General features: G+C 53.0%; 17 protein-coding genes. 3 read left to right on the plus strand and 14 right to left on the minus strand.

What is annotated here, in order from left to right; translation table 11 throughout:
- Positions 1-7: 7 nt before the first annotated feature.
- From flgK to flgB, 10 genes are all read right to left on the minus strand, one after another.
- Positions 8-1,651: a flagellar hook-associated protein FlgK gene (flgK, locus tag FC814_RS00080; RefSeq protein ID WP_085460619.1), complete on the minus strand. Its 1,644-nt coding sequence runs from the start codon at positions 1,649-1,651 to the stop codon at positions 8-10.
- A 65-nt stretch (positions 1,652-1,716) separates the two neighbouring features.
- Positions 1,717-2,658, minus strand: a complete 942-nt coding sequence (flgJ, locus tag FC814_RS00085) for a flagellar assembly peptidoglycan hydrolase FlgJ (protein ID WP_137325335.1) — start codon at positions 2,656-2,658, stop codon at positions 1,717-1,719.
- Positions 2,658-3,755: a flagellar basal body P-ring protein FlgI gene (gene flgI, locus FC814_RS00090; RefSeq protein ID WP_032225429.1), complete on the minus strand. Its 1,098-nt coding sequence runs from the start codon at positions 3,753-3,755 to the stop codon at positions 2,658-2,660. The genes flgJ and flgI overlap by 1 nt, the downstream gene beginning before the upstream one ends.
- Positions 3,756-3,766: 11 nt before the next feature.
- On the minus strand, positions 3,767-4,465 hold the full coding sequence (gene flgH / locus FC814_RS00095; protein ID WP_010345611.1) for a flagellar basal body L-ring protein FlgH: 699 nt from the start codon (positions 4,463-4,465) through the stop codon (positions 3,767-3,769).
- A gap of 51 nt (positions 4,466-4,516) precedes the next feature.
- Positions 4,517-5,299, minus strand: coding sequence for a flagellar basal-body rod protein FlgG (gene flgG, locus FC814_RS00100; protein WP_000625837.1), 783 nt, complete (start codon positions 5,297-5,299; stop codon positions 4,517-4,519).
- A gap of 137 nt (positions 5,300-5,436) precedes the next feature.
- Positions 5,437-6,192: a flagellar basal-body rod protein FlgF gene (gene flgF / locus FC814_RS00105; RefSeq protein WP_137325336.1), complete on the minus strand. Its 756-nt coding sequence runs from the start codon at positions 6,190-6,192 to the stop codon at positions 5,437-5,439.
- A 19-nt stretch (positions 6,193-6,211) separates the two neighbouring features.
- Complete coding sequence (gene flgE, locus FC814_RS00110) at positions 6,212-7,417, minus strand: flagellar hook protein FlgE (RefSeq protein ID WP_000885864.1); 1,206 nt, start codon at positions 7,415-7,417, stop codon at positions 6,212-6,214.
- 24 nt (positions 7,418-7,441) lie between these two features.
- On the minus strand, positions 7,442-8,137 hold the full coding sequence (flgD, locus tag FC814_RS00115; RefSeq protein WP_000020458.1) for a flagellar hook assembly protein FlgD: 696 nt from the start codon (positions 8,135-8,137) through the stop codon (positions 7,442-7,444).
- Between the two features lie 11 nt (positions 8,138-8,148).
- Positions 8,149-8,553 (minus strand): flagellar basal body rod protein FlgC, encoded by a 405-nt coding sequence (flgC, locus tag FC814_RS00120; RefSeq protein WP_001196460.1) that lies wholly within the window; start codon positions 8,551-8,553, stop codon positions 8,149-8,151.
- A gap of 3 nt (positions 8,554-8,556) precedes the next feature.
- On the minus strand, positions 8,557-8,973 hold the full coding sequence (gene flgB, locus FC814_RS00125) for a flagellar basal body rod protein FlgB (protein WP_000884706.1): 417 nt from the start codon (positions 8,971-8,973) through the stop codon (positions 8,557-8,559).
- A 153-nt stretch (positions 8,974-9,126) separates the two neighbouring features.
- On the opposite strand from flgB, the gene flgA reads away from it, so the two are divergent.
- The 3 genes from flgA (at position 9,127) to flgN (ending at position 10,576) form a co-directional block, all read left to right on the plus strand.
- Entirely contained in the window at positions 9,127-9,786 is a 660-nt protein-coding gene (gene flgA / locus FC814_RS00130) for a flagellar basal body P-ring formation chaperone FlgA (RefSeq protein WP_137325337.1), read from the plus strand.
- A gap of 75 nt (positions 9,787-9,861) precedes the next feature.
- Positions 9,862-10,155, plus strand: coding sequence for a flagellar biosynthesis anti-sigma factor FlgM (flgM, locus tag FC814_RS00135; protein ID WP_000020870.1), 294 nt, complete (start codon positions 9,862-9,864; stop codon positions 10,153-10,155).
- Between the two features lie 4 nt (positions 10,156-10,159).
- On the plus strand, positions 10,160-10,576 hold the full coding sequence (gene flgN, locus FC814_RS00140) for a flagella biosynthesis chaperone FlgN (RefSeq protein ID WP_137325338.1): 417 nt from the start codon (positions 10,160-10,162) through the stop codon (positions 10,574-10,576).
- 39 nt (positions 10,577-10,615) lie between these two features.
- Here the strand turns inward: flgN and murJ are convergent, their stop codons facing one another.
- From murJ to rimJ, 4 genes are all read right to left on the minus strand, one after another.
- Positions 10,616-12,151, minus strand: coding sequence for a murein biosynthesis integral membrane protein MurJ (gene murJ / locus FC814_RS00145; protein ID WP_001050689.1), 1,536 nt, complete (start codon positions 12,149-12,151; stop codon positions 10,616-10,618).
- A 109-nt stretch (positions 12,152-12,260) separates the two neighbouring features.
- Positions 12,261-13,184, minus strand: coding sequence for a Gfo/Idh/MocA family protein (locus tag FC814_RS00150; protein WP_137325339.1), 924 nt, complete (start codon positions 13,182-13,184; stop codon positions 12,261-12,263).
- Between the two features lies 1 nt (position 13,185).
- Positions 13,186-13,833 carry a YceH family protein gene (locus FC814_RS00155; RefSeq protein ID WP_032225436.1) on the minus strand — a complete coding sequence of 216 codons (648 nt, stop codon included), beginning with the start codon at positions 13,831-13,833 and terminating at the stop codon, positions 13,186-13,188.
- A gap of 10 nt (positions 13,834-13,843) precedes the next feature.
- Positions 13,844-14,428: a ribosomal protein S5-alanine N-acetyltransferase gene (rimJ, locus tag FC814_RS00160; RefSeq protein ID WP_000468197.1), complete on the minus strand. Its 585-nt coding sequence runs from the start codon at positions 14,426-14,428 to the stop codon at positions 13,844-13,846.
- Between the last annotated feature and the right edge of the window lie 73 nt (positions 14,429-14,501).

A 14,501-nucleotide genomic window follows, 5' to 3' on the forward strand; every position in this document is an offset into this window, starting at 1 on the left:
CTCTCCCTTAGCGAATGTTAATCAGCGCATCAAAAATGGCGTTCGCCGTCTGCAAAACCTGCGCATTCGCCAGGTAATACTGCTGAAAGCGTTGCAGGTTGCCGTACTCTTCGTCGAGGTTGACGCCGGAAATAGATTGCTGCTGATTAGAAAGTTGCGTTACCACATTACCTTGCGTGGTACTGCTAGTTTTCAACGTAGCGGTTTTATTACCGATGTCGCTGACCAACGAGGCATAGGCGTCGTTAAAGGATTTCGCCCCGCCCACCGTTTTACCGTTGCTTTGCAAATCCAGCAGTGCCTGACCATTGCGGTTGTCGCTCTCACCAGCCGTTTTATCACTCGCCATGGCGATTTCTGCTTCGTCGGTGATTAAAACATCCATATTGACGATGGCATCGCTTACCGGTTTCAGCGTAAAGCTGTCGTTAGCGACTGGTGTGCCAGTAAACGTCAACTCCAGACCATCAAACGTGACTTTACCGTCAGCATCCGGCGTCACCGGAAAAGTGGTATTGCTGGCAAGGCGGGTGACCTGCCACTGATCGTTGCTAAAGGAGATTTTGTAATCTGTCGCCAGCACGGCAGAGCCATCGGTCACGGTGGCGCTAATCGCGCTGTTACCCTGGTTTTTAGTATTCTCCAGTACAGCCGGCTTACCGATGGCAAAGAAATCCTGCCCTTCCTTACCATTGGCATCAAATCCCTTGTTATGTTGGGTATTGAAAGCCTCGGCAAATGCCAGCGCCAGTTGCCCGAGCGTATTGCGCGTCTGGTCAAGATCCTGAGAACGGAATGTCAGAATGCCGCCCAGCGACCCGGTATTCAGCAACTTCTCCGGGATCTCAATATTGCCTGCTGTCCCATCAACATAAGCGACAGTGGTACGAGAAGGATCGGCGCTGGACGGTACTGCCGCCAGCTGGCGCGCCGTACTACCTTGTACCAGCGAGTAACCATTGGCCATCGTGATGTTATAAGTGCCGCCATCCTGAACGCTGACTTCTACACCAACAATCTGGTTTAATTCACTCACCAGTTGATCGCGTTGATCCAGGAGATTGTTGGGTGACGCCCCTGCCCCCACACCTGTCAGGCGTGAAATTTGATCGTTCAGGCTGGCGATTTGTTTAGCGAAATTGTTGATCTGGTCAACGCTGGCACCTATCGCAATATTGACCTGTTTGTCCTGGTCGCGCAGATACTGATCGGTGGTTTTAAACTGATTCACCAGCCCTTCTGATTTACCAATCAGCGCCTGACGTGCTGCTGGATCTTCCGCGTTACTGACCAGCGTTTGCAGACTGGTGAAGAAGTCCTGCATCTGTGTTGCCAGCGACGTGGTGCTACCAGAGAGCATATTGTCGATTTTCGACATCTGTTCATAGCGGGAAGTCAGGCCGCTACTCTGGGTCTGCGCCGCACGTAACTGGTTGGTAATAAAGGCGTCGTACTCACGCTGTACGCCGGAAACGTAGACGCCATTGCCAACCCAGCCGCCTGCCCCCAGAGTGCTATTGGCCTGCGCCATAATGGTCGTTTGACGAGTATATCCGGCAACGTTATAGCTGGAAATATTATTACTCGCCGTATTTAACGCCGCCTGAGCCGCGTTAAGTCCGCTCATGGCGTTATTGATCAAGCTGGACATGGAGGTTCCTTATAAGCTTTCAATTACAGAGCATTATCGGCAGCGACCCGCCGGACTTGAGTTGTTCAGAACAGATTATCGATACTGATGTTGTAGGTCTTACTCACCTTGTCGCTTACCGATTTCATCTGTTGAATCATATTGGTGAGTTTGCGGGCATAATGAGGATCGGTAGCATAGCCCGCGTCCTGTAATGCCTGCGCGCCCTGCTCGGCGCTTGTGGCGGTCGTCACGGCAGCGTAACGCGGATTACGCGTTAACAGTCCTACATAATCCGACAATGCTTCAAGATAAGAGCTGTAGACCCGAAACTTCGCCTTCACTTTCCTCACTTCGCCGTTTTCATATTCGGTAGTGGTAATTTCAGTCACCGCCCCTTTCCAGTTGGCAGAGGCTTTGACGCCAAACAGGTTATAGCTTGGTTCACCATTTTCACGACGAATTTGCCGTTGACCCCAGCCTGATTCCAGCGCGGCCTGGGCAAGGATCAGATGATGTGGCACACCGCTTTGCTGGCTTGCCAGTTGGGCGGGCAATGAGAGTTGGGCGAGGAATGCTTTACTGTCACCTGGCAGCGAATCATCGTAGTTACGTGGCACGGCTTTTTGCACAAGCTGCGTGAGTGTCTGATTTTGATAACGCACCACGGTTTCGAGCGGGAATTTCATCGGTGCCGTTGGCGTCGCTTCATCTGGCAGTGGTTGTTCTGGCGTCATCTGTTTTACCATCATCTCCGCCAGTCCCAGACCTTTGCCCGCCGTCATCTGTTGGGCAATCTGCTGGTCATACATACTGGTGTAGAGGCGAGTGTGCTCACTACTGAACAGGCCATCTTTCGGTAGGGCTTCACGCATACTTTTCAGCATCATCTGCACGAACATCCCTTCCACCTGGCGGGCAACCGGACGAATATTTGCCGCCGGATCTTCGCCCGCTTTCGCTTTCAGATCGTTAAGCGATTGCGCATCCCAGGCGGCACTTGCCAGTAGTTTGCTGTCGCTAATCATCAGATGATTTCCAGTTTTGCCCGCAGACATCCCGCGCTTTGCATTGATTGCAGTATGGACATCAGATCCATCGGCGTAGCGCCCAGCGCATTGAGCGCGCGCACCACGTTATTGAGGCTGGCACTAGAACGTACGCTTTGCAGCGAACCGCCGCTCTGGCGTAAGTCGATCTGGGTTTGTGGCGTGACAACGGTCTGCCCGCCACCAAACGGTGTGTCTGGTTGACTCACGTTAACCTGACGATTTACCGTAACCGAGAGATTCCCCTGTGCTACCGCGCAACTGTCCAGCGTCACTTCACGATTCATCACCACTGAACCAGTACGCGAGTTAATAATCACTTTGGCGTCCTGCGGGGTGACATTAACCTGCATATTCTGGATATCAGCAAGGAAACGCACCTGGGAACTGTTGCCACTCGGCACGCGTACCTGAATAGTCCGCGCATCTAACGCCGTCGCGTTACCGTATCCACGTGTGCGGTTGATGGTATCGGCAATTTCCTGCGCCATGGTGAAATCTTCCTCATTTAGCTGCAAATTGAGGGTATTGCCAGCGCCAAACTGGCTGGGCAATTCACGCTCAATAATCGCACCATTAGTGATCCGTCCACCGTTCAGTTGGTTAACCTGGACACTGCTGCCCCCCGCTGATGCGCCCGCGCCGCCAACCAGAATGTTGCCCTGCGCCAGCGCATACACTTGGCTATCAACGCCCTTAAGCGGTGTCATCAACAACGTGCCGCCACGCAAACTTTTGGCATTCCCCATAGAAGAAACCACCACGTCGATGGTTTGCCCCTGGCGACCAAATGGCGGAAGCGACGCCGTCACCATTACCGCAGCCACGTTTTTGAGTTGCATATTGGTGCCAGTCGGAACGGTAATTCCCAATTGCGAGAGCATGTTATTAAGCGTTTGAGTGGTAAACGGCGTCTGGGTCGTCTGGTCGCCTGTACCATCCAGGCCAACGACCAGCCCATAACCGATCAGCGAGTTTTGCCGTACGCCCTGAACGCTGGTGAGATCGCGAATACGGTCGGCCTGCGCCACCGTCGCAACCAGCAAAAGAATGAACGCAGAGAGAAATTTAATCACTACAGCCTCACTTACATTGGCGACAGGTTAAGGAAGAAACGCTGTAACCAGCCCATATTTTGCGCTTCGTTAATGTAACCGTTACCCACGTACTCAATACGTGCATCCGCCACCTGAGTAGACGGTACGGTATTGCTGCCGCTGATGGTGCGTGGATTGACCACACCGGAGAAGCGAATAAACTCAGTGCCCTGATTAATGGCGATCTGTTTTTCGCCCACCACATGCAGGTTACCGTTGACCAGCACCTGATCGACCGTCACTGTTAATGTGCCGCTAAAGGTATTGCTGGCATTAGCACCGCCTTTACCGTTGAAACTATTGCCACCAGAGGCATCGACATCGGCGCGGGCGTTACCAAACAGCCCCTGCAAATAGCGCGGCACAGTATCAAAGCCAAAATTAGTTTTACCGTCACGGCTGGCATTCGCAGAGGAACTCTTGCTGGCGCTGACGTTCTCCTGCAACACAATGGTCAGCGTGTCACCAATATTGCGCGGTCGGCGATCTTCAAACAGCGGTTGATAGCCATAGTTAATCGGCTGGGCAGACTGAAAAATTGAACCGTTGGCAACGGGCGTCGGGCCGGGAACCGGCTGTGCACTGGTCGCCCCCTGCACCAGCGGCGTGGAGGGTATCCAGGCACAGCCGGATAGTGAAAGCACCAACAAGCTGGAAATGGCGTAAGTATGCACAGCGTTTTTTTGCATGGCTATCATCTTCAAAATCAGTAAACCGGTGAGAGTCCCCACCGGTATGCCTTAGAGTTGCGTCAGTTTTTGCAGCATTTGATCGGTAGTGGATACCGCTTTACTGTTGATTTCGTAGGCGCGCTGTACCTGGATCATGTTGACCAGTTCTTCCGCCACGTTGACGTTAGATGTTTCAACATACCCTTGATACAACAGTCCTGCACCATTCAGGCCCGGCGTGCTTTCATTCGGTGCACCGGAGGATTGCGTTTCGGTGTAGAGGTTTTCACCAATACTCTCCAGCCCGGTGTCGTTCATAAAGGTAGTGAGATTGAGTTGTCCAACCTGAACCGGCGCCGCCTGACCTTGCTGGGTAACGCTTACCACGCCATCACGACCAATGGTGATACTTAACGCATTCGCCGGAATGGTGATTGCTGGCTGCACCTGAAAGCCACCGGCCGTCACCAGTTGCCCGTTCTGATCCACCTGGAAAGAGCCGTCACGGGTATAGGCTGATGAGCCATCTGGCAACATCACCTGGAAAAAGCCCTGCCCTTTAATCGCGACATCTTTGCTGTTGTTGGTCTGCGACAGGTTGCCCTGGCTATGTAAGCGTTCAGTGGCGACCGGGCGTACCCCCGTGCCGATTTGTAATCCGGAGGGTAAGGTGGTTTGTTCGGAAGACTGTGCCCCCGGCTGGCGAATGGTTTGATAAAGCAGATCTTCAAACACCGCCCGCTGGCGCTTAAAACCGTTGGTGCTGACGTTTGCCAGGTTGTTGGCAATAACGTCCATATTGGTTTGCTGGGCGTCGAGACCCGTTTTGGCGATCCATAATGAACTGATCATAAAATATCCTGTGGTGGATTGCTGACAAGCAGAGCAAAAGCACGCGGCGGTGCGAATTTCCCCTCACCCTAACCCTCTCCCCAAAGGGGCGAGGGGATAGTCCGCGCGCTTTTATTGCAATGTCATCAATCGTTGAATTAACTCATCGACAGCAGTTGATTGGCACGCCCCGCGTTATCATCGACGCTGCTGATCACCTTCATCTGCATTTCAAAACGCCGCGCGCTGGCAATCATGTCGCTCATTGCCGCAACGGCATTGACGTTACTGCCTTCCAGAACGCCCGACATCACACGCAACGTCGGGTCAGCCTGCAGCACCGTGCCACGCGTTGCCTGGCTTTCCGCATTTAAACGAAAAATACCGTCATCACCACGCTGTACTTCACTGCCCGAGGCTTTCACCAGTTTCAGACGCCCCACTGGCGCGACGGTATTTGCCGGATCGCCGGGATTCCGCGCCGAAATCGTGCCATCGGCGGCAATCGTGATTTCTGCCCCTTCCGGTACAGCAATCGGTCCCGCCTCGCCAATCACCGGATGCCCCTGAATCGTCAGTTGCCCGGTGGGATCAACCTGGATGCTGCCGTTACGCGTATACCCTTCGCTACCGTCAATAGTCTGCACGGCCAGCCAGCCGTCCTGCTGTAATGCGACGTCCAGCGGGCGCGAGGTGTAATCCATCTTGCCGGGAGTCATGTCTGCACCCGGCGTTGACGCCGTTACCAGCGTGCGCGTGGGCAGAGAAAGCCCTTCCACCGGCACCGCACGTAAGGCGTTTAACTGCGCGCGAAAACCCGGTGTCGAGGCATTTGCCAGATTACTGGCGGTCACCGCCTGCTGATTCAGCGTCTGGCTGGCGGCGCCCATTGCGGTATAGATTGCGTGATCCATTGAGCTATTCCGTCAGCAATTAGCGTAAGTTAACCAGCGTGTTAAGGATCTGATCCTGGGTTTTGATGGTCTGAGCATTGGACTGATAGTTACGCTGGGCGACAATCATATTGACCAGTTCTTTGCTGAGATCGACGTTGGACGCTTCCAGCGCGCCGTTGGTCAGACTGCCAAAATTACCCGTTCCGGCAGTCCCCAGCAGCGCCACGCCAGAAGATTGCGTCGCAGACCAGACGTTATCGCCTTCGGAAGCCAGCCCTTCGTTGTTAGCGAAGTTTGCCAGCACAATCTGCCCCAGCAACTGGGTTTGTTCGTTGGAATAGTTACCGACTACCGTGCCGTCATCGTTGATTTGATAGCTCACCAAATCGCCAGGTTTGTAGCCATCCTGCGTGGTTGCCACAATGTTGTTTGCGCCGGTGTTTTGCTGCATAGAATTGAGGAAACTTAACGAGAATGAGGCAGGATCTGCGCCATTGATTGCGCCGGTGGTAATGTTCGCTGTCCCCCCCGAAGTCAATATGCCATTGGCATTAAACGCTAGCGTCGTTGCGTGGTTCGCTGTGCCTGTTGGATCACTGCTGTCCTGGGTGTAAACATCCCAGTTATTATCCCCGGTCTTCACAAAGTAGACGCTCATGTCATGAGCATTCCCCTGACTATCGAAAACAGTCACCGAGCCTTTTTTGTTATAGCTATCCGCATTACTGGCATCAAAGGTAGTCACCGACGGAAGCGGATCACTGGAGTTCAGGTTGATCTGCATCGACGCCGTGGTGGTGGTTTTTGCCGCCATCAGGGTATTTGGAATCGAAATATTGGTCGGATTCGCCCCTTGCTGAATGGTCGGCGGCGTGCCGGTTGCCGGATAACCCGTCAACTGTAAACCTTGCATATTCACCAGGTTGCGGTTTTCATCGAGTTTGAATTGCCCGTTACGGCTATAAAACACCGAGCCGTTGCTGTCTACCAGGCGAAAAAAACCGTTCTGGCTGATAGCAACGTCAAGACCACGTCCGGTATTGGTGGTCGTGCCATCGGTAAAATCCTGGGTGATGCCAGCAACTTTTACTCCCAGTCCCACTTTAGAACCCGCGAACATATCAGCAAATGAAGCCGTGCCGGATTTAAAGCCATAGGTGGCGGAGTTGGCGATATTGTTGCCAATGACATCGAGGTTGGTGGCGGCAGCGTTTAATCCGCTTACCGCTTGAGAAAAGGCCATGACTGACTCCTGAAATGTGAAGGCTTAGATTATCTGCCGTACTTCGTCGAGCGTGGTGGTGCCGTAAGTACCAAGATCCAGCGTATTCCCGTTGTTGCCGCGAATCACGCCCTGTACCAGAGCAAACTGTAGCGGTTGAGCCACTAACTGCGTACCACCATTACTGGCGCTAATCGCCACGTTATAAGAACCATTTGGAGCGGTTGTGCCATCAGTTAACGTACCGTCCCAGGTGAAACTGTGGACGCCGGCGGTCAGTTCACCGATATCAATAGTGCGCACAACCGCGCCGTTTTTATCAGTGATAGTGGCAGTGACTTTGTCTGCCGCCTGTTGCAGTTCAACACCGAACGGTGTGGTCGTGGTTACCGCTCCTTCTTCACTGCCGGTTCCGGCAAGAATAGTGGTGCCGGGGATCATCACACCGTGACCAATCAGGTTACTGGCCTGTAGCGACTGACTGTTGTCTATCTGCCCGGAAATCGAACCGAGCGTAGTATTGAGTTTTTCAATCCCACTGACCGTGCTGATTTGCGCCAGTTGCGACGTCAGCTCGTTGTTTTCCATTGGATTGGTCGGGTCCTGGTTTTTTAGTTGTGCCACCAGCAAGGTCAGAAAACTGCTTTGTAAATCTGCGGCGTTACTGCCCGTGATCGAACTACTGCTGGTAGTGCTGACGCCGGTATTTGTCGGATCGGTGGTGGTTACCGCAATGGACATGGCTTTCTCCTTTATTGACCGAGCGTGAGGGTTTTCAGCATCATGCTTTTCACCGTGTTAAGCACTTCCACGTTGGCCTGATAGCTGCGCGACGCCGACATGGTGTTAACCATCTCCCCGACAACATCAACGTTTGGCATTTTCACGTAGCCCTTCGCGTCCGCCAGCGGATTACCCGGCTCATAAACCAGTTTGTCCGGAGCCTGACTTTCAATAACATCGGCAACCTTTACGCCGCCTGTAGCAGCGCCTGGCGCGGCGTTCACCTGGAACACCACCTGTTTTGCCCGATAAGGTTGTCCGTCTGGGCCAGTCACACTGTCGGCATTAGCCAGATTACTGGCCGCCACGTTCAGACGCTGGGACTGAGCAGTTAACGCCGATCCGGCGATATCAAAAATATTCAGCAGTGCCATCCGTTAATTTCCGCTCTGTAAAACGTTCATCATGCCTTTGATTTGCCCGCTCAACGCACTAAGGCTCATCTGGTATTGCAGGCTGTTATCGGCAAACTGGGTACGTTCGCGATCCATATCGACGGTATTGCCGTCCAGCGAAGGCTGATCCGGAATACGGTATTGCAGTTCTGTGGAAGGAGGCGTCAGCGCCTGCGCCGGAATGTGTTGCGTTGAGGTCATGGTCAGCGCAACCACGCTGGTTTCATCTCGTCCACGCTGCATCACTTTTTTAAGTTCACTGGCAAAATCTATATCGCGCGCCTGATAACCAGGGGTATCAGCATTGGCGATATTTGCTGCCAGCACTTCCTGACGCTGGGCGCGCAGATTGAGCGCCTCTTGTTGAAAACGTAAGGCGGCGTCGAGCTTATCGAGCATATCTCCTCCGCAGGTATCAAAATTCTGCCGTCAGCTTAAAGGCTTTACGCGCGCGTTATCGGCGGAATAAACGCAAAATGGGTCGCTATTTATGCCGTTGATGGTCACAGCGCGCGGGTACAATTTGGCCTGTAGAAATGGCTGGAGGTGAAAATGCTGGCAATGAAGCGTTGTATGGCGATCATCGCGATACTGTTCAGTCCGCTGAGTGCGGCTGGCGATCTCACATCACAATTGCAAACCTTTTTTGCCGCACAACTGGCAGGACTGAGTGATGAAGTCCGTGTCTCTGTTCGTACTGCGCCCCATTTACTGCCTCCGTGTGAACAGCCATTGCTGTCGATGACCAGCAATTCCCGCCTGTGGGGCAATGTGAATGTGCTGGCGCGCTGCGGCAACAACAAACGATATTTGCAGGTTAATGTGCAGGCCACGGGAAATTATGTGGTTGCTGCGATGCCCGTTGTGCGTGGGGGAAAACTGGAATCTGGCAGTGTCAAACTAAAACGCGGACGGCTGGATACCTTACCGCCGCGTACTGTGCTGGATGTCAATCAACTTGTTGATGCCGTCAGCCTGCGCGATCTGGCGCCCGAACAGCCTGTACAGCTAACCATGCTGCGCCAGGCCTGGCGAGTCAAAGCCGGTCAACGCGTCAATGTGATTGCCAGCGGGGAGGGATTCAGCGCCAATGCTGAAGGTCAGGCACTGAACAATGCCGCCGTCGCGCAAAATGCTCGTGTCCGCATGGTGTCGGGTCAGGTGGTCAGTGGCGTGGTGGATGCTGATGGGAATATTCTTATAAACCTGTAAGCTGTTAAAGATTGACCGACTATTGCCGATAAATAAGCAACAAATGATAAAAGCGCCCTCAATGAGGAATAAACCATGAGTATTGACCGCACTTCACCTCTGAAGCCCGTAAGCACCGTTCAGCCACGCGAAAACACTGACGCGCCGGTAGCCAATACCCGCTCGACTAAAACGACCGCAGCCACCAGCACCAACGTCACGTTAAGCGATGCGCAGGCAAAATTGATGCAGCCAGGCAGCAGTGATATCAATCTTGAACGCGTAGAAGCGTTGAGACAGGCGATTCGTAACGGTGAGCTAAAAATGGATATCGGCAAAATTGCCGACGCGCTGATCAGCGAAGTACAACAAGACTTACTGAGTAAATAGGCTTATGACGCGTCTTGCAGAGATCCTCGACCAGATGTCCGCAGTGCTTAACGAGCTTAAAATAGTGATGGATCAAGAGCAACAATATCTCTCTATGGGGCAGATCAACGGCAGCCAGTTGCAATGGACTACAGAACAAAAAAGCTCACTGCTGGCAACGCTGGATTACCTTGAGCAGTTACGTCGGCAAACACTGGATACTGTAAACAGCGACGAGATCACACAGCGATGGCAGGAAATTACCGTGAAAACGCAGCAACTGCGCCAGTTAAATCAACATAACGGCTGGCTTCTGGAAGGACAGATTGAGCGCAATCAACAGGCGCTGGAGATGCTGAAACCGCATCAGGAACCGACGCTGTACGGGGCTAACGGTCAAACCTCAACGTCCCATCGCGGCAGTAAAAAGATATCTATCTGAAGATTTTCTCCGGCCTGCAATGCAGGCCGGAACGCATTATTACACCGTCCGACGGGCAAACTCTTTAACTTTGAAGCCCAGCACCGCCAGCGCGGCAAAGTATGCCGCGATCCCCGCAACAACAACCGCCATCAAGCGTAGTAAACGCCAGGGCATAGTGCCCAATGACCACTCTGGCATGATGTGTAACATACCTAACAGCACGCCTGACATCACCAATACGGCTACCAACAAACGCAACAGAAACGCAGTCCAGCCGGGCTGCGGGGTGAAGATTTTCTGCTTACGCAACTGCCAGTACAGCAGCGAAGCATTCAGGCAAGCCGCCAGACCAATGGAAAGCGACAATCCGGCATGTTTCAACGGGCCGATAAACGCCAGGTTCATCAATTGCGTCAGGATCAGCGTGACGATGGCTATTTTTACCGGTGTTTTAATGTCCTGGCGGGAATAAAAGCCCGGAGCCAGCACTTTCACCACAATCAGGCCAATCAAACCCACCGAGTAAGCAATTAACGCCCGCTGGGTCATCAGCGCATCAAAGGCGGTAAATTTACCGTATTGAAACAGTGAAACGGTCAACGGCCCGGAAAGGATACCCAGCGCCACCGCGCTTGGCAGCGCCAGCAAGAAACAAAGACGCAGCCCCCAGTCCATCAAGCGGTTGTATTCATCGTGATTGCCGCTGGCAAAACTTTTCGACAGCGACGGTAGCAAAATGGTGCCCAGCGCCACGCCCAGTACGCCAGACGGGAACTCCATTAAACGGTCGGCGTAATACATCCAGGACACAGAACCGGATGCCAAAAACGAGGCAAAAATGGTGTTAATGATCAAGGAGATCTGACTGACAGAGACGCCAAGAATCGCCGGTCCCATCTGTTTCACCACGCGCATCGCACCCGCATCGTGGAAGTTAATGCGTGGCAAAACCAACATGCCTATCTTCTTCAGGTGCGGTAGCTGATAAACCAGTTGCAGGATACCGCCCACCGTTACAGCCCACGCCAGCGCCAGCACAGGCGGATTAAAGTACGGCGCGGCAAACAGCGCAAAACCAATCATGCTGATGTTAAGTAACGTCGGGGCAAATGCCGGAATCGAAAAACGGTTCCAGGTATTGAGAATCGCCCCCACCAGCGACGCCAGGGAGATCAGCAAAATATAGGGAAAAGTAATCTGTAATAGCTGGGTAGTCAGGGCAAATTTGTCGGCAGTATCAGCAAAGCCCGGCGCGGTCACCATGATTACCCATGGCGCGGCGAGCATCCCGGCAACCGTCACAACCGCCAGCGCGAGTGTCAGCAGACCAGAAACATAAGAGACAAAGACCCGCGTGGCGTCTTCACCCTGCTTGCTTTTATATTCCGCCAGAATCGGCACAAATGCCTGGGAGAAGGCTCCTTCAGCAAAAATACGGCGCAACAAGTTAGGAAGTTTAAAAGCGACAAAAAAGGCGTCGGTTGCCATCCCTGCGCCAAAGATTCTGGCGACAATTGCGTCACGTGCGAAGCCAAGCACACGCGAAAACATGGTCATCGAGCTGACGGCGGCCAGCGATTTTAATAAATTCATCGGTGTTCTAATCCAGACCCACGGGCAAAACGCCTGCAAGGCAGGCGCTGAAAGAGGCGAATAGTCTACCTGGATTATGGTGAATTGCTACCGCCAGATGTTACAGGGTTTATTCACTCATCGCGTCGCGCCAGATCTTGTCAACGATGCGCTGCGCCAGCACAGCCTGTTCACCGGCGGTTTGCGGAACTGTCTGATTTTGCACGCATTCAATGAAGTGACGTGCGCAACCAACAAATCCACGCTGCTCAAGGGTACTCTGCCAGCCTGGAATCGGTTTATGCACTACCCCCTGCCCGCGCTCCTCACGCCATTCACGCATATCCGTAATGTCGATGAGCGCACCGTCAGTCACGGCCTGCACGGCTTCACGCTGACTTCCGGCACGGCGATGCATACTGGTGGTAATCTGCAAAGAACCCGCAGAAAAATGGTGCTCGGCAAATAGCATTTCGCCAGCGTCGTTAGTCAGTAGCGTGCCGCCATCCAGAGAGGCTTTGCCGCCAGACAACCACAGCGCGGTATCCACCACATGCAGATAATCATCCAGCAACGTGAAATAAAGATCGTGCGGCCCGACACTATTGCTACGATGCTTATCCATTCTTAGCGAGGCCGCCGTAGCGAGTTGCGTTTTTAACTCACAGTAGAGAGGTGCGAAACGGCGGTTAAAACCGACCATCAGGGTGAGTTTTTTCCGTGCTGCCAGTTCCACCAGCCGCTCGGCATCACGCAGATTTTCCGCCAGCGGTTTATCAACACAAACATGCCCCCCCGCATTTAACAGCGCACTGACAACCTCAAAGTGGCTGGCAGTGCTTGAATGTACGAAAACCGCATCGCAACTGGCGGCGAGGCTGGATAACGAATCAGCGTAGGGAATGCGCCAGCTTTCACAAACTGGCAGGGCTTTCTCACGCGTTGGCGACCACGCGCCTTGTAACGTCCAGTCTGATGCTTCCGCCAGCACCGGTAACCACGCTTTTTGCGCGATGCCGCCTAATCCCACTACGCCGATACGTAATTTTTTCACTTTAATCTCCCAGATGGGCCAGCAATGAATCAAGACGCTGTTTCAGTTCTGCCACTTCGATTTCCAGTGCTTCGACACGAGCCTGTAAATCGCCGTCAACCGCGTTCGACGGCTCCGTTAACACCGGCTGATCCTCAACCTCACCGCTGAAAAGATGCATATAACGGCTTTCACGTTTACCCGGTTCACGAGCCAGGCGAACCACAAAAGGCCCGTCTTCACGATTAGCCAGTTGTTCCAGCGTGGACTCCACTTCCGCCATATCGCTAAATTCATACATCCGCGCCGCGCGGCTGCGCAATTCGCCTGGCGTCTGGGCACCGCGTAACAACAAAGTGGTTATCAACGCCACTTCTGCGGCACTCAGTTTCAGATCGCCAAATTCTGAATTACAAAAGCGTTGCTCATATTTGGTGACCCGATTACCAAAACCGCTCACCGTGCGTAAATAATGACGTTTGACCAGATTATCCAGCTGCTCCTGCACCTCGGATTCACTCAGATTCATTACCGGTTCACGGTTCGTTTTCTGATTACAGGCCGTTACTACACCATTTACAGAAAGCGGATATTGCTCCGGCGTTGTCACCTGTTTTTCCAGCAAGCAGCCAATCACGCGGGCTTCCAGTGCAGTAAGTTGATATTTCATGAGATTCTCCTTAGCGGCCGGGCGTCCAGTCTGGGGTGGTTAATGCCGTCAGTACGTGATCGCGCCATTGTCCATCAATCAACAAATAATCTTTCGCATAGCCTTCTTTTTCAAAACCCAGTCGCGCAAGTAAATCACCGCTGCGTTTATTGTGCGGCATATAGTTGGCCATAATGCGATGAATATGTTGGGTGCGCTGCATATAACGAATGGCGGCGGTCAGGGCTTCAAACATTAGCCCTTTGCCCTGCCATTTTTGCCCAATCGAATAACCGAGATAGCAGGCATGAAAAGATCCTCGCACCACATTAGAAAAATTGGCAACGCCAATAATCTCTTTCTCATCCGGGTCGAACAACCCAAAATAGAATGCAGAACCTTGTTTATGAAATTCATTAATCATGCTTAACCTGGCCTGCCAGCCTGAAGGATAGCAGTGGCTTTCGTCGCGCACTGGCTCCCAGGGCTTGAGGAAATGGCGATTCTCTGCGTAATAATCCGCCAGCCGCCAGGCATCACGATCATGCACCAGACGCACGACCAGTCGGTCCGTGGTTAAGCGCACTTTTGGCACGTTACTGCGATAGCCAAACATTCTATACCTACTCCTTCCCGTAACGTCTTTAATACGTTGTAAGTATTACTATACCTGCGCAACCAGAGCCTGT

The sequence above is a fragment of the Escherichia sp. MR genome (genome assembly GCF_005280595.1).
Lineage (GTDB): Bacteria > Pseudomonadota > Gammaproteobacteria > Enterobacterales > Enterobacteriaceae > Escherichia > Escherichia ruysiae.